The organism is Pseudomonas sp. WS 5011 (assembly GCF_012985775.1).
Classification (GTDB): Bacteria; Pseudomonadota; Gammaproteobacteria; order Pseudomonadales; family Pseudomonadaceae; genus Aquipseudomonas; species Aquipseudomonas peli.
The window spans coordinates 139298-154298 of the sequence record NZ_JAAQXA010000002.1 but is presented as its reverse complement, the minus strand read 5'-3'; the positions used below and the strand labels follow the sequence as shown (position 1 = coordinate 154298).

The 15001-nt window shown below is 59.9% G+C and carries 12 protein-coding genes; 4 read left to right on the top strand and 8 right to left on the bottom strand.

What is annotated here, in order from left to right:
• Nucleotides 1-39: 39 nt before the first annotated feature.
• Together HBN63_RS03100 and HBN63_RS03095 are read right to left on the bottom strand one after the other, a co-directional pair.
• The gene (locus HBN63_RS03100; RefSeq protein WP_090251216.1) at nucleotides 40-252 is read right to left on the bottom strand and encodes a hypothetical protein; all 213 of its coding nucleotides are present in this window, start codon (nucleotides 250-252) and stop codon (nucleotides 40-42) included.
• 243 nt (nucleotides 253-495) lie between these two features.
• Nucleotides 496-1251 carry a transporter substrate-binding domain-containing protein gene (locus tag HBN63_RS03095; RefSeq protein WP_244152836.1) on the bottom strand — a complete coding sequence of 252 codons (756 nt, stop codon included), beginning with the start codon at nucleotides 1249-1251 and terminating at the stop codon, nucleotides 496-498.
• Between the two features lie 339 nt (nucleotides 1252-1590).
• Between HBN63_RS03095 and HBN63_RS03090 the strand changes: the two genes are divergently transcribed.
• Entirely contained in the window at nucleotides 1591-1875 is a 285-nt protein-coding gene (locus HBN63_RS03090) for a hypothetical protein (RefSeq protein WP_170048357.1), read from the top strand.
• A gap of 10 nt (nucleotides 1876-1885) precedes the next feature.
• Here HBN63_RS03090 and HBN63_RS03085 read toward each other — a convergent pair whose 3' ends face one another.
• Entirely contained in the window at nucleotides 1886-2431 is a 546-nt protein-coding gene (locus tag HBN63_RS03085) for a tetratricopeptide repeat protein (RefSeq protein WP_170048356.1), read from the bottom strand.
• Nucleotides 2432-2661: 230 nt separating this feature from the next.
• Between HBN63_RS03085 and HBN63_RS03080 the strand changes: the two genes are divergently transcribed.
• Complete coding sequence (locus HBN63_RS03080) at nucleotides 2662-3795, top strand: carboxypeptidase family protein (RefSeq protein ID WP_170048355.1); 1134 nt, start codon at nucleotides 2662-2664, stop codon at nucleotides 3793-3795.
• 59 nt (nucleotides 3796-3854) lie between these two features.
• Here the strand turns inward: HBN63_RS03080 and gcvT are convergent, their stop codons facing one another.
• The 5 genes from gcvT to gcvH form a co-directional block, all read right to left on the bottom strand.
• Nucleotides 3855-4976, bottom strand: a complete 1122-nt coding sequence (gcvT, locus tag HBN63_RS03075) for a glycine cleavage system aminomethyltransferase GcvT (RefSeq protein WP_170048354.1) — start codon at nucleotides 4974-4976, stop codon at nucleotides 3855-3857.
• A 68-nt stretch (nucleotides 4977-5044) separates the two neighbouring features.
• Complete coding sequence (locus HBN63_RS03070) at nucleotides 5045-6421, bottom strand: L-serine ammonia-lyase (RefSeq protein ID WP_170048353.1); 1377 nt, start codon at nucleotides 6419-6421, stop codon at nucleotides 5045-5047.
• A gap of 98 nt (nucleotides 6422-6519) precedes the next feature.
• A complete protein-coding gene (glyA, locus tag HBN63_RS03065) occupies nucleotides 6520-7773 on the bottom strand; it encodes a serine hydroxymethyltransferase (RefSeq protein WP_170048352.1) in 1254 nt (417 codons plus the stop codon).
• A gap of 118 nt (nucleotides 7774-7891) precedes the next feature.
• Nucleotides 7892-10744, bottom strand: coding sequence for an aminomethyl-transferring glycine dehydrogenase (gene gcvP, locus HBN63_RS03060; protein WP_170048351.1), 2853 nt, complete (start codon nucleotides 10742-10744; stop codon nucleotides 7892-7894).
• A 9-nt stretch (nucleotides 10745-10753) separates the two neighbouring features.
• Nucleotides 10754-11137, bottom strand: a complete 384-nt coding sequence (gene gcvH, locus HBN63_RS03055) for a glycine cleavage system protein GcvH (RefSeq protein ID WP_090248917.1) — start codon at nucleotides 11135-11137, stop codon at nucleotides 10754-10756.
• Between the two features lie 567 nt (nucleotides 11138-11704).
• Between gcvH and HBN63_RS03050 the strand changes: the two genes are divergently transcribed.
• Both HBN63_RS03050 and HBN63_RS03045 read left to right on the top strand, forming a co-directional pair.
• Nucleotides 11705-13477, top strand: coding sequence for a DUF1302 domain-containing protein (locus HBN63_RS03050; RefSeq protein ID WP_170048350.1), 1773 nt, complete (start codon nucleotides 11705-11707; stop codon nucleotides 13475-13477).
• Between the two features lie 29 nt (nucleotides 13478-13506).
• The gene (locus HBN63_RS03045; RefSeq protein WP_170048349.1) at nucleotides 13507-14877 is read left to right on the top strand and encodes a DUF1329 domain-containing protein; all 1371 of its coding nucleotides are present in this window, start codon (nucleotides 13507-13509) and stop codon (nucleotides 14875-14877) included.
• Nucleotides 14878-15001: the final 124 nt, after the last annotated feature.

Below are 15001 nucleotides of genomic sequence, written 5' to 3'. Positions count from 1 at the left end.
TTAGGGATGGCCACGCTATCTGACTGATGCGGCGGGGCGTCAGCCAGCTGCTTCGTCGGCCTTGGATTGGAGCTCTTTTTCGATTTTTACCAGTTCTTTTTCAAACGCTTGGTCGAGAAGGTTAGCCTTCTTGCGCCACGGCTTGCGCTCGGGGTCCGGTTGAGCGGCGTAGGTAATCACTTCTCCGCCGTATACATCCTTGTAACGCTGCGCCTGGCGCTCGAGTTCGGCGCGCAGTTCGTCTTTCGTCACGTAGTTACCCATGGTCTTGAACAGAATAGTGGCTGGATGCCAGGCATAGGGCCTGGGCACTTGAGGCCGCCAAACAGGTTTAGTTCGCGCATTTAATAAGCGTGGCCAATAGTGTTGATGACTATTGCCGCGCCTGTTTGCCCTTTTATTGTGGATTACCTGAACGAGTTGTCAGGTTTGTTAAAGGGCTAATTAGGCTGCGCCCGGCAATTATGGCGAAGCCAAGTTAAATGTCCAGCGTGCTTAATTGGCAGGTTGTAGACCGTAACGCTGCACGATGGTTGCAAGCTGGCCGTTATTACGCAGTGTATTCAGCCCGCGATTAAATGCCTGGAACTTTACTGGGCTGACTCGCTTGCGGGAAAAACCAATGCCGTATGAAATTGACGTCAAATGTCCGGCGTTACGCAGCGCGTAGAGATATTCATGCTCGATCAAGTGACGAGCAACATCGCGATTAAGTAATACCAAACCCTTTTCACCAAAGCGCCCAGCATTAAGCATCAGGAGCAGACGATGGTTGTTGGTCACCAATTTAATGTCGACATCCGGGGTGTTTTTCAGGCTTTCCTGCAGGACGAATGAAGTTCCGGACGGTCCGTATACGCCGATCTGGCGCCCCCGCAAATCATCGGGTTGAGTGAATTGAAAGTGATTTGAACGCAGGGTGTAAAAGTCGTAGCCGGAGGTCACCACCATGGGGGTGATAAGAAATTCCTTACGTCGTGCAGGCGACTGAATCACAGTGAAAATACCATCAACTTCACCGTCTTCGGCTTGTTGCAGGGCGCGCCGCCAAGGCAATACTTCAATTTCGCAATGCCACTGCAAGAGGCCACAGGTTGCATTAACTATCTCGGGCAGCGCGCCGCTGGCAATACCGCCGCGCGAAAAACTGAACGGTGGGAATTCCTCGGTTACAAAGTGCACCGTTTCGGCTGCAGCCGGGACGGCAGTTATCAAGGCCGTGACGAAGAAAAATGCATGGCGTAACAGCACGACTTAATCCTTTAGTTACGATGAACGCTCGCGGGTCTGCATGACCTGGTGTTTCTGGTGTGTACAGGGAACATTATTAACCGCGTCTGCGCGTAATTGCCTAGTGTCCTTTTGTGCCAGCGAAATGAACGATGCATTACGCCTAGCACCCTGCATTGCCAGTGTGCGCCTAGCGGACTGGTAACACCTTGCAAACTCTATGCAATTGAGTAAATCCGTGTGCCTCCCTACATTTGCGCCCGCACCAGTGAGTCCCTGTTTGTGCTAGATCAATCCGGGTCATGGTCACTGGATCGCGGTCGTCAATCAGACCGCTCACGGCTGCTTCTGGAGAACGTTATGCGTAAGTCGATGCAAATGGGTGTGCTGGGGTTGGTACTGATCGGCCTGGTCGGTTGTGAGGCGGCTGAGCAGTCTGCGCAAAAGCTGGCTGAAAAGGCCGAACAAGCCGTGGTGGATGTCGCCCGCGAAGCGGTTGATGAGACGGTGAAAGAGCTCAATAAGCAGGTGGACGAGGTGCAGCAGTCAACCAATGAGTGGTTGGGCGAGCCGGTTGATGAGACTGAGCCGCAACAGCCTGAGCAGCCGGCAAGCGAGCTGGCGGAGCCCGCTACCGAGGCTTGATGCGAAGTTGTTAAGGGGCCTTGTTGAGTGCTTCACAGCTGGCGGCATAGCGTTGCTGGCAGGCGCTCTGGAACAACGCTTTGGCCTGGATCGGGTCGCGCGGCACGCCTTGTGCGCCCTTGAGGTAAAGGTTGCCAAGGATGTGTTGAGCCATCGGGTTGCCACCAGCGGCTGATTGGTTGAGGTACTTGAGCATCAGTTGGGGTTTGTTGAAGTCTGGATTGTCGCGGCCGGTGTACAGGTAGGCCAGGCTCACGGCAGCCATGGCGTGGCCTTTGTCGGCGGCGAGTTTCCACCAGTACTCAGCCTGTTTGAGGTCCTTGTGCGGTTTGCCGACGAAGTACAGGCTGCCGAGCTGGAACTGACTGTCTAGGTCACCCCGGTTGGCCTGGCTGCGCAGGTTGGCCTCGTCGACGCTATTTTCGCTGGCCGCAGCGGTTGTCTGGGGCGGCGGAGCGTTACGGTTTTGCTCTGACTGGTTGGCGCAGCCGACCAGCAGCATTCCTGCGCAGAGCAGTATTACCAGTGAACGATGGCTTGGCAGCGGTTTGATCATGCGAATGGCTGCTCCCTTAAAGGTGGCGTTGGGGGTTAAGTCGAACCTGAGGCGGTTAAACACCAGACTGCAGGCTTACCAGTAAGTTGCGCGTTGTCCGAGGGCTGTCGCAGGCGCGAGTGTCGTTCGCAGTTGCAGAATCCATATCAGTTTGTCGCCTGCAGCGTTTCGCTGCTGCGCCAGAGCTGCGATTCTTGTTCATTCTTGCGCCCCAAGCCATCGAGGTCCCCATGCAGATCAGCTCCAACTTCGACAGCGGCAATATCGAGGTTATCGACGCCAGCAACCCGCAGCAGGTGCAGCTGGCGATTCGTCCGGATCTCAACAGTGAACATTTCCAGTGGTTCCACTTCAAGGTCGAGGGCTTGCAGCCTGGTCAACCTTACGGCTTTAGCCTGGGCAATGCCGGACAGTCGTCTTACAAGAATGCCTGGAGCGGTTACCACGCCGTGGCCTCTTACGATCAGCGCGACTGGTTTCGGGTGCCCAGCCGCTTTGAGGAGGGCGCGCTGAAGTTCGACATCGAGCCGCAACATGGGCAGATCTGGTTCGCCTATTTCGAGCCCTACAGCCGCGAGCGCCATAGCCAGTTGATCGAGGATGCGCAGCGGTTGGCGGGCGCCGAGCTGTTTGCCACGGGTAAGAGCATCGAGGGCCGGCCTATCGAGTTGCTGCGCATCAGCCGTAATCCGCAGGCGCTGCGCAAGATCTGGCTAATCGCCCAACAGCATCCCGGCGAGCATATGGCCGAGTGGTTTATGCAGGGGCTGCTTGAGCGTCTGCAGCGGCGCGATGATGCCGAGCTGAATGCCCTGCTAGATAAGGCCGATCTGTACCTGGTGCCGAACATGAATCCGGATGGCGCCTTCCGTGGCCATTTGCGTACCAACGTCGCCGGGCGCGACCTCAACCGCGCCTGGCAGTCGGCCAGCGAGACGGACAGCCCTGAGGTGTATTTCGTCCAGCAGCAGATGCGCGCGGTGGGCGTCGATCTGTTTCTGGATATCCATGGCGATGAGGAAATCCCGCACGTGTTTACTGCTGGTTGCGAAGGTAATCCGGGCTACAGCCCGCGCCTTGAGCGATTGGAAAACCAGTTCCGCCAGTTGTTGATCGAAAACGGCGCCGAGTTCCAGACCACCTTCGGCTATCCGCGCGACGAACCGGGCCAGGCCAATACCACCCTGGCCTGCAATGCGGTGGGTATGGAGTTTGATTGTTTGGCCTTCACCATCGAGATGCCATTCAAAGACCACGATGATCGGCCCAATCTGCTGACGGGTTGGAATGGCGAGCGGTCGATGCAGCTGGGCAAGGATGTGCTCAGCGTTGCAGCCGCCATGGTTGGGCAGCTGCGCGATTAAAACGACGCTGGCGGGCAGGGTTGTTTGTCCTGCCCGCATAGGTTGTCGCTAAGGTCGCTTTAGCCGCGGTAGTAGCGCTGCGGCACAAACGGGGTTTTGGCCACTTTCATCGCTACGCGCTTGCCGCGCACCATGGCCCATACCTCGGTATCCAGGGCGATATGGCTGCTCTGCAGATAACCCATGGCCACTGGGGCGGCGAGAGTCGGGCCGAAGCCACCGCTGCATACGGTGCCGATCACCGTGCCGTCGGCATCAACAATTTCTGCGCCTTCACGTACCGGTACACGTTCCTGCGGCAGCAGGCCGACGCGCTTGCTAGCAACGCCTTCTTGTTGCTGGGCGAAGATTCGCTCGGCACCTGGGAAGCCGCCAGCACGGGCGCCATCGGCGCGACGTGGCTTGGAGATGGCCCACAGCAGGCTGGCCTCGATCGGCGTGGTGCTGGTGCTCATGTCGTGGCCATACAGGCACAGACCAGCTTCCAGGCGCAGCGAGTCGCGCGCGCCAAGGCCGATGGCGGCCACTTCCGGTTCGGCCAGCAGGCTGCGCGCCAGGGTTTCGGCGTGGGCTGCAGGCACCGAGATTTCGAAGCCGTCTTCGCCGGTGTAGCCGGAGCGGCTGACGTAGCAGTCGACACCCAGCAGACGTACCGGGGCGAATTGCATAAAGGTCATCTTGGCCACTTCTGGGGTCAGGCGCGCCAGTACGTCGACGGCTTTCGGGCCTTGCAGGGCGAGCAGGGCGCGGTCGAAACAGGCTTCGATCTGGCACTGGCTGGCGATCAGCAGTTGCAGGTGCATCAGGTCCTGGTGCTTGCAGGCTGCGTTGACCACCAGGAACAAAGTGTCGTTGCCCAGGTTGGCGACCATCAGGTCGTCGAGGATGCCGCCCTGGTCATCGGTAAACATGGCGTAACGCTGCATGCCCACGGGCAGGTCGATGATATCCACCGGCACCAGACGCTCCAGGGCCTGCGCTGCCTGCGGGCCGCGCAGAATGATCTGACCCATATGCGAGACGTCAAACAGGCCGGCGGATTCGCGGGTGTGCAGGTGTTCCTTCATCACCCCGAGCGGGTACTGCACCGGCATGTCGTAGCCGGCGAACGGCACCATGCGTGCGCCCAGTTCGAGATGCAGGGCATGTAGTGGGGTTTTTGCCAGGGTTTCAGTGCTCATACAGCTCTCCGGTAGGGTGCGCCGTGCGCACCGTTAGAGGGGGTGGTGCGCACGGCGCACCCTACGAATCAGCATTCAATGATGTTTACGGCCAGGCCGCCGCGGGCGGTTTCCTTGTACTTGTTGTTCATATCGGCACCGGTCTGGCGCATGGTGCGGATCACTTTATCCAGCGAAACGAAGTGCTGGCCGTCGCCGCGCAGGGCCATGCGCGCGGCGTTGATCGCCTTGACCGAGCCCATGGCGTTGCGTTCGATGCAGGGTACCTGGACTAAGCCGCCAATCGGATCGCAGGTCAGGCCAAGGTTGTGTTCCATGCCGATCTCGGCGGCGTTCTCCACCTGGTTAACGCTGCCGCCCAGCACTTCGCACAGTGCGCCGGCAGCCATCGAACAGGCCACGCCGACCTCGCCCTGGCAGCCGACTTCGGCACCGGAGATCGAGGCGTTCTCTTTATAAAGAATGCCGATGGCGGCGGCGGTGAGCAGAAAGCGCACCACGCCATCGTCGTTGGAACTGGGGATAAAGCGGCTGTAGTAATGCAGCACCGCCGGCACGATACCGGCCGCGCCATTGGTGGGGGCAGTGACCACGCGGCCGCCGCTGGCGTTTTCCTCGTTCACCGCGAGGGCGTAGAGGTTGACCCAGTCGAGCACGCTGAGGGCATCACGCAGCGCGGCTTCGGGGTTTTTGCACAGCTGACGGTGCAGATCGGCGGCGCGGCGTTTGACCTTGAGGCCGCCGGGCATGATGCCTTCGTTGCGGCAACCGGCTTCGACGCAATCCTGCATCACCTGCCAGATATGCAGCAGGCGCGCGCGGGTCTCGGCTTCCGGGCGCCAGGCAGTCTCGTTGGCCAGCATCACCTGGCTGATCGACAGCTTGTGTTCGGCGCAATGCGCCAGCAGCTGTTTGCCGGTGGTAAAGGGGTACTGCAGTACGGTGCTGTCTTCGACGATGCGGTCGGCGCCGGCGGCTTGTTCATCGACGACAAAACCGCCGCCTACCGAGTAGTACTCGCGCGAGCGGATCTGCAAGCCAGCGGCGTCGAAGGCGCGAAAAATCATGCCGTTGGGGTGAAAAGGCAGCGGCTTGCGGATCATCCCCAGGTGCTGTTTTTCGACAAAACGGATGGGCTTTTCGCCGAGCAGCTTGAGTTCACCGCTGCTGCGAATTGCTGCCAGACGGGCGTCGACGCTGCTGGTATCGACCGTGTCCGGCTGTTCGCCTTCCAGGCCGAGCAGCACGGCTTTGTCGCTGCCATGGCCCTTGCCGGTGGCACCGAGAGAACCGTACAGCTCCACTTTCACTGCATCGGTTGCGGCCAGCAGCTCATCGCGGCGCAGGCCTTCGGCAAAGCGCAGGGCGGCCAGCATCGGCCCGACGGTGTGCGAGCTGGACGGGCCGATGCCGATCTTGAAGAGGTCAAAAACGCTAAGTGACATGCTTGCTCCGACTGCGTGTTTTGCTGCCGCCCTTGTGGGGCGGCGGTAATGCGGTGCGCTGGGTAACCGCGCCGCGAGTGGCAAAATTGCGTGCTGTCTTAGTTAGCGTAGACCGGGAAGCTGGCACATAAGTCCGCAACCTGACCGCGGACGCGCTCAATCACGGCCGGGTTTTCCAAGTCGTCGAGGATGTCGCAGATCCAGCCGGCCAGGGTGCGGCACTCGTTCTGCTTGAAACCGCGGGTGGTCACCGCCGGCGTGCCGATGCGGATGCCAGAGGTGACAAACGGCGACTGCGGGTCATTCGGTACGGCGTTTTTGTTCACTGTGATATGCGCCGTACCGAGAGCCGCGTCTGCCGCCTTTCCGGTGAGGCCCTGCTTGATCAGGCTGACCAGCATCAGGTGGTTGTCGGTGCCGCCGGAGACCACGTCATAGCCGCGTGCGACAAACACTTCGGCCATGGCCTGGGCGTTGCCGATCACCTGCTGCTGGTAGGTTTTGAAGCCTGGCTCCAGTGCTTCCTTAAAGCACACCGCCTTGGCTGCGATCACATGCATCAACGGGCCGCCCTGGCTGCCGGGGAACACGGCGGAGTTGAGCTTCTTCTCGATCTCTTCATTGGCCTTGGCCAGGATCAAGCCGCCGCGCGGGCCGCGCAGGGTTTTATGGGTGGTGGTGGTGACCACATCGGCAAACGGCAGCGGATTCGGATACAGACCGGCGGCCACCAGGCCAGCAACGTGGGCCATATCGACAAACAGCAGCGCGCCGACCTTATCGGCGATGGCGCGGAAACGGGCGAAATCCAGGGTGCGCGAATAGGCACTGAAACCGGCGACGATCATCTTCGGCTTATGTTCGACGGCCAGGCGCTCGATCTCGGCGTAATCAATCAGGCCTTGCTCGTCGATGCCGTACTGCACGGCGTTGTACAGCTTGCCGGAGGACGACACCTTGGCCCCGTGGGTCAGGTGGCCGCCGTGGGCAAGGCTCATGCCGAGAATGGTATCGCCGGCATTCAGCAACGCCAGGTACACCGCGCTATTGGCGGAAGAACCGGAGTGCGGCTGCACGTTGGCGTAGTCCGCGCCGAACAACTGCTTGGCGCGCTCGATGGCCAGGGCCTCGACCTTGTCGACATGCTTGCAACCGCCGTAATAGCGCTTGCCCGGATAGCCTTCGGCGTACTTGTTAGTCAGGCCGCTGCCCTGGGCCTGCATCACGCGCTGGCTGCAGTAGTTTTCCGAGGCAATCAGCTCGATATGGTCTTCCTGGCGCTGCTCTTCTGCGTTGATCGCGGCGAGCAGGGCGTCATCGTAGCCTTGCAGTTGGTCGTGCTTGCTGAACATGGTGAGGCCCTCTGGTTTTTATATGAGGTGCAGCTAACCCGCCTCGGGTAGAGGTGAGTTGAAAATTGGGGAGGAGGCAGTCCCGCGGCCCGGAGGTGTTCCGGGCCGCGGGCTGTTATCACGCGTCCTGATACGCCTCGATGGACGGGCAGGCACAGATCAGGTTGCGGTCGCCGAACACGTTGTCCACGCGACCGACCGGCGGCCAGTATTTGGCTTCGATCAGGCTGGCCACCGGGTACACGGCTTGCTCGCGGCTGTAAGCGTGGGTCCACTCGCCGACCAGTTCCAGGGCGGTGTGTGGGGCGTTTTTCAGCGGGTTGTCGTTGGCATCCAACTGGCCAGCTTCCACCGCACGAATCTCGTTGCGGATGGCAATCATGGCGTCGCAGAAACGGTCCAGCTCTTCCTTGGATTCGCTCTCGGTCGGCTCGATCATCAGGGTGCCAGCGACCGGGAAGGACATGGTCGGGGCGTGGAAGCCGAAGTCGATCAGGCGCTTGGCCACATCGTCAACGCTGATGCCGCTGCTGTCCTTGATCGGGCGGATGTCGAGGATGCACTCGTGCGCCACCAGACCGTTGCTGCCCGAATACAGCACGGGGTAGTGCTCTTCCAGGCGGCGGGCGATGTAGTTGGCGTTGAGGATGGCCATCTGCGAAGCGCGCTTGAGGCCTTCGCCGCCCATCATGCTGATGTACATCCAGGTGATCGGCAGGATGCTGGCGCTGCCAAACGGCGCGGCGCTGACGGCACCTTCCTTACGGGCCATATGGCCGTGGCCGGGCAGGAATGGGGTCAGGTGTTCTTTCACGCCAATCGGGCCGACACCTGGGCCGCCACCGCCGTGCGGGATGCAGAAGGTCTTGTGCAGGTTCAGGTGGGACACGTCGCCGCCGAACTTGCCCGGGGCGCACAGGCCGACCATGGCGTTCATATTGGCGCCGTCGATGTACACCTGGCCGCCGTTGTCATGAATGATCGCGCAGATTTCGCGGATACCTTCCTCGAACACACCGTGGGTCGACGGGTAGGTGATCATCAGCGCTGCCAGACGGTCCTTGTGCTCTTCGGCTTTGGCCTTGAGGTCGGCGATGTCGACGTTGCCGCTGCTGTCGCAGGCGGTCACCACCACGCGCATACCGACCATGCTGGCGGTGGCTGGGTTGGTGCCGTGGGCCGATTGCGGGATCAGGCAGATATCGCGCTGATCATCGCCACGGCTCAGGTGGTAAGCACGAATGGCCAAGAGACCTGCGTACTCGCCCTGGGAGCCGGCGTTCGGCTGCAGGGAAATGCCGTCGTAACCGGTCGCCGCGCAGAGCATGGCTTCCAGTTCGGTGGTCAGCTGGGTGTAACCCTGGCTCTGTTCGGCCGGGGCGAAGGGGTGCAGGTTGCCGAACTCGGCCCAGGTCACCGGGATCATTTCGCTGGCAGCGTTGAGCTTCATGGTGCAGGAACCCAGCGGAATCATGCTGCGGTCCAGCGCCAGGTCCTTATCGGCCAGTTTGCGCAGGTAGCGCATCAGCTCGGTTTCGCTGTGGTAGCGATTAAATACTGGGTGAGTGAGGATTTCGCTTTCGCGCAGCAGGCCTTTTGGCAGCTGAGCGATTACCCCGGCAGCCAGTTCAGCAAAGGCGGGTACAGCCTTGCCGTCGGCGAATACCGCCAGCAGCGCTTCGATGGCCGCCTGGTCGGTGGTTTCATCCAGGGACAGACCCAGACGCTCGCCATCGATTTCACGCAGGTTGATGCCGGCCGCACGGGCGGCTGCATGCAGGGCTGCCGTTTTGCCGCCGGTGGCCAGGGTCAGGGTGTCGAAGAAGAACTCCTGCTCAACCGTGTAGCCCAGAGCGCGTAGGCCCTTGGCCAGGATCGCAGTGAACTGGTGCACGCGCTGAGCGATTTGCACCAGGCCTTTCGGGCCGTGGTACACGGCGTACATGCTGGCGATGTTGGCCAGCAGCACCTGAGCGGTACAGATGTTACTGGTGGCCTTCTCGCGGCGGATATGTTGCTCGCGGGTCTGCATGGCCAAGCGCAGGGCCGGCTTGCCGAAACGGTCGATCGACATGCCGACCAGACGGCCCGGCATATCGCGCTTGAATGCATCGCGGGTGGCGAAGTAGGCGGCATGTGGGCCACCGAAGCCCAGCGGCACACCAAAGCGCTGCGCACTGCCCAGGGCCACGTCGGCACCGAATTCGCCCGGTGCAGTGAGCAGGGTCAGTGCCAGCAGGTCGGCAGCGACGGCCACCAGCGCATTGGCGGCGTGGAAACGCTCGACCAGCTCGCGGTAATCGAAGATGTCGCCATTGCTCGCTGGGTATTGCAGCAGCGCACCGAAGTAGACGCTGGCGTCAGTGATCGCAGCTTCGTCGCCGATCACCACTTCGATGCCCAGCGGCTCGGCACGGGTGCGCAGCACGTCGAGGGTCTGTGGGTGGCAATGCTGGGAGGCGAAGAAGGCGTTGCTGGCCTTGTTCTTCGACAGGCGCTTACAGAAGGTCATGGCCTCGGCAGCGGCGGTGGCTTCGTCCAGCAGCGAGGCGTTGGCGATCTGCATACCGGTGAGGTCGCTGATCAGGGTCTGGAAGTTCAGCAACGATTCCAGGCGGCCCTGGGAAATTTCTGGTTGGTACGGGGTGTAAGCGGTGTACCAGGCCGGGTTTTCCAGCAGGTTGCGCAGGATCGGGCTCGGCGTGTGGGTGCCGTGATAGCCCTGACCGATATAAGTTTTGAACTGCTGGTTCTTGGCCGCGATGGTCTTGATCTTGGCCAGGGCGTCGGCTTCCGACAGGCCCGGCAGAGAGCCCAGCACGCTGGTGCCCTTGATGCTCTCGGGGATGACGTTATCGGTCAGCGCGTCGATGCTGGCGTAGCCGAGCAGTTCGAGCATGGCCGCGGTATCGGCATCACGTGGGCCGATGTGGCGGGCGACAAATTCGTTCTGGGTGGTCAGCTTGGTCATCACAATCTCTCAGGCGTCAGCATTGGCGTTGAGCAGGCGCTCGTAGGCGGCCTGGTCGAGCAGGTCGGCTACCGCGCTGGCATTGGCTGGACGAAAACGGAAGAACCAACCCTTGCCCAGGGGATCTTCGTTGACCAGCTCAGGGCTGGATTCTAGCTCGCCATTGACCTCGACCACTTCACCGTCCAGCGGCATGGCGATATTGCTCGCAGCTTTTACCGATTCCAGCACCGCCACTTCGTCACCCTCGGCGTAGCTCTGGGCTTCCGGCAGCTGAACGAATACCACGTCACCCAGGGCTTCCTGGGCATAGGCGGTGATGCCCACGGTAACCAGGCCATCGGCATCCTGACGCAGCCATTCGTGCTCAACGGTAAAACGCAATTCGCTCATGTGTACTCCTCAAGGGTGGTGACTCGCCCTTTCTGCTGGGGGCGATGTGCTGGACGCGCGTGCTGGGCACGAGCGGAAGGTGAAAAGACCATAGCAAAGTAGGTGCCATTGTTATTTTTATCAATAAAAACAATAACTTAAGTGCTTTCAGTTGGTATGGGTTTTTGTTGGTGTGTATTGAATTCAATACGGTCCTGATCGGCGCGTTCGCCACGCGCTGCGCAAAGGCTCTGGTGTCGTGGGCTGAACGGTTTGTGTCGCTTTCATTACGGTGTATTTAAATCGATACGTTTTTTGTTGGGCTTGCGGGCTGTGTTGGAGTCACGGCGCCTGGAGGTGCAGGCAGCAACGTCAGCAGTGGTCAATACGTAACGGGCCGTCACTGTCATTCATCCACCCTATAAAGCGCCATTGAACGGGTCGATGGATCGGCGGCGGGGCAGCTTTTTAGGGGCGTATTCACTCTTTTGGCTGACAGGGCAAATACCTCTTTCGGGCGCTTATCCCACTCAAGGTGGCTGGGTAGCGTGGAGGCTCAACACGAAACCCGCTTTCCAGGAGAGCCGCATGAGAACAAGAACAAGACATGCCATCTTCCAGCCCAGAGTTTTGGCGATTGCCATTGCTGTTGGCTGTGTCGCGCCTGTCCAGGCTATTACATTCAATATTGGTGATGTCGAAGCGCAGTTCGACTCTTCACTTTCGGTGGGGGCCAGTTGGAGCGTGCGCGGTGCCGATCCTGACTTTATCGGTACACGTAACGGCGGCAAGGCGTCCTCTCAGACCAACGATGACGGCCGCCTGAACTTCAAGAAAGGCGAAACCTTTTCGAAGATATTCAAAGGCATTCACGATCTTGAATTGAAGTACGGCGATACCGGCGTGTTTATTCGCGGCAAGTATTGGTACGACTTCGAGACCAAGGACGAAAGCCGTCTGCTGTATGACATTGACGACCACAACCGCAAGACGGCGGCACAAGCCTCCGGCGCGGAAATTCTCGATGCCTTCATCTATCACAACTACAACCTGGGCAGCATGCCGGGCAGTGTGCGGGTCGGTAAGCAAGTGGTCAGCTGGGGTGAGAGCACCTTTATCGGCAACTCGATCAACTCGATCAACCCCGTGGATGCTGCAGCGTTTCGCCGGCCTGGCGCGGAGATCAAGGAGGGGCTGATTCCGGTCAACATGCTCTATGTCTCGCAGAGCTTGACCGACACCGTCAGCATGGAAGCGTTCTATCAGCTGGAGTGGGACCAGACTGTTATCGATAACTGCGGGACGTTCTTTGCACCCAGCGACACGGCCGCCGATGGCTGTAACGACCGTCTGGCGGTATTTGGGGCTGATGTGGCGCCTGATGTTTCTAACAATACCGGTGCGCCTGGCAATCCTATTTTTATTCCGCGCGCGGGTGACCGGGATGCCCGTGACAGCGGACAGTTCGGAGTCGCCCTGCGTTGGTTTGCCGAGTCGCTGAATGACACCGAGTTCGGCCTGTATGCCATGAACTATCACAGCCGCTCCCCAAGCGGCAGTTTTATCCGCACCACCACGCCATCTGCTGACCTCATCCCCGGAGCGCCGAATGCTCGATACTTTCTTGAGTATCCCGAGGATATCCGCCTCTATGGCGTGAGCTTCCAGACCAACGTAAACGGCACTGCATTGTCGGGTGAGGTCAGTTACCGGCCGAATATGCCTATATCGCTCAATTCAACAGATCTGACCTTTGGTTCGCTCGGGCTGCCCAACTCGCCAGTCTTCACCAGCGGTCATGCGCGCAATGTCGCGGGCGAAGAAATTGCCGGGTATGTGCGCAAGCCCATGACCCAGGCTCAGGTTACCGCCACTCACTTTATCGACCGTGTACTCGGCGCCAGTCGGCTGACCCTGGTGGGTGAAGTTGGATACAACCACGTCAGCGGCATCGGTGACGACGTAGGCGAACTGCGCTACGGCCGCGACCCTGTCTATGGCCTGGGTGAGCTGGCCGCTAACGCGACCTGTACTGCAGCGCTCAATGTCGCCAACACCGACCAGTGCAATGACGACGGCTTCTTCACCAGCAGTTCTTGGGGATACCGTCTGCGCGCCAGTGCCGATTACAGCAACGTCTTCGCCGGGGTCAATCTCTCGCCAAGCATTGCCTGGTCGCATGACGTCGATGGCTATGGCCCCAACTTCAGTGAAGGCAGCAAGGCGGTGAGCCTGGGCCTGAATGCTGACTACCAGAACACCTACAACGCCAGCCTCAGTTACACCGACTTCTTTGGTGGGGATTACAACACCAACGTCGACCGTGACTTTGTTGCCCTGAGCTTCGGTGTGAACTTCTGATCAACGCAGTGCAAAAGGATCCGTACACCATGAAAAATACAAGAATCCTGCAAGCTGGGGCGCTGCTGCTGACCCTGTTAGCCAGCAGCGTGATGGCCGCAGTCTCGGAACAAGAGGCCGCTCAGCTGGGGACCAGTTTGACGCCGCTGGGCGGAGAAATGGCTGGGAATGCCGATGGCACTATCCCGGCCTGGGACGGTGGTCTGTCTACCAGTGCGGCAGCGGTCGACGCCAAAGGGTTTCTCGCTGACCCCTTTGCCAGTGAAACGCCGCTCTTCACCATTACTGCCGCGAATGCCGAGCAGTACAAAGACAAGCTGTCAGCCGGCCAGTTGGCCATGTTCAAGCGCTACCCCGAGAGTTACAAGATTCCGGTTTACCCCTCGCATCGAACCACTGCCGTGCCGGCAGCGATTGCCGATGCCGTCAAGCTCAGCGCGGTCAATACCACGCCTGTTGACGGGGGTAACGGCCTGCAGAACTTCAACGCCAGCCGTTATTACGCCTTCCCCATTCCCAAGACTGGGGTTGAGGTGATCTGGAACCACATCACCCGTTACCGTGGCGGTAACACCCGCCGGGTGGTGACTCAGGCCACGCCGCAAACCAATGGCTCTTACAGCTTGGTGAAGTTCGAGGACGAAGTGGCCTTCCCGGCGGACATGCCTGATCTTGATCCGGCCAAGGGCAGCAATATCCTGCTGTATTTCAAGCAGCGGGTGACTGCGCCTTCACGTCTAGCGGGTAACGTGCTGCTGGTGCACGAGACCATTGATCAGGTGAAAGAGCCGCGTCTGGCCTGGATCTACAACGCCGGTCAACGTCGCGTACGCCGCGCACCGCAGGTGGCTTACGACGGTCCAGGTACTGCTGCTGACGGCATGCGCACGGCCGATAACTTCGATTTGTTCTCTGGCGCGCCGGATCGGTATGACTGGCAACTGGTTGGCAAAAAGGAAATGTACATTCCCTATAACAGTTACAAGCTTGATTCGCCGGCGCTGTCGTACGACGACGTGATCAAGGCTGGGCACATCAACCAGGATCTGACGCGCTACGAGCTGCACCGCGTCTGGGAAGTGGTTGCCACGTTGAAGAGCGGCGAGCGGCACATTTATGCCAAGCGCCATATGTACATCGACGAGGACAGTTGGCAGATCGCACTGGTTGATCATTACGATGGCCGTGGTCAGCTCTGGCGTGTTGCCGAAGGGCATGCGCAGCACTACTACAACCATCAAGTGCCGGGCTACACCCTTGAAGCGCTGTATGACCTGATGGCCGGTCGCTACTTAGCTCTGGGCATGAAAAACGAAGAGAAGTCGGCTTATAACTTTGGTTTCAAAGCCACCGCTGCCGACTACACGCCAGCCGCCTTGCGCAGCTCCGGCGTTCGTTAGGCCAGCACGCTGCACGAAACACTCCGTGATTGGGCGGCCTTCGGGCCGCCTTTTTTATCGTTAGCCATCACCTCTCGTGATAGAGCTGTGAGCGATAGGTGTTGAGGTTTAGCCTGCAACGATC

Coding starts and splice junctions, on each gene's coding strand:
- HBN63_RS03090 (WP_170048357.1), top strand. CDS start 1,591: ATGCGTAAGTCGATGCAAATGGGTGTGCTGGGGTTGGTACTGATCGGC.
- HBN63_RS03085 (WP_170048356.1), bottom strand. CDS start 2,431: ATGATCAAACCGCTGCCAAGCCATCGTTCACTGGTAATACTGCTCTGC.
- HBN63_RS03080 (WP_170048355.1), top strand. CDS start 2,662: ATGCAGATCAGCTCCAACTTCGACAGCGGCAATATCGAGGTTATCGAC.
- gcvT (WP_170048354.1), bottom strand. CDS start 4,976: ATGAGCACTGAAACCCTGGCAAAAACCCCACTACATGCCCTGCATCTC.
- HBN63_RS03070 (WP_170048353.1), bottom strand. CDS start 6,421: ATGTCACTTAGCGTTTTTGACCTCTTCAAGATCGGCATCGGCCCGTCC.
- glyA (WP_170048352.1), bottom strand. CDS start 7,773: ATGTTCAGCAAGCACGACCAACTGCAAGGCTACGATGACGCCCTGCTC.
- gcvP (WP_170048351.1), bottom strand. CDS start 10,744: ATGACCAAGCTGACCACCCAGAACGAATTTGTCGCCCGCCACATCGGC.
- gcvH (WP_090248917.1), bottom strand. CDS start 11,137: ATGAGCGAATTGCGTTTTACCGTTGAGCACGAATGGCTGCGTCAGGAT.
- HBN63_RS03050 (WP_170048350.1), top strand. CDS start 11,705: ATGAGAACAAGAACAAGACATGCCATCTTCCAGCCCAGAGTTTTGGCG.
- HBN63_RS03045 (WP_170048349.1), top strand. CDS start 13,507: ATGAAAAATACAAGAATCCTGCAAGCTGGGGCGCTGCTGCTGACCCTG.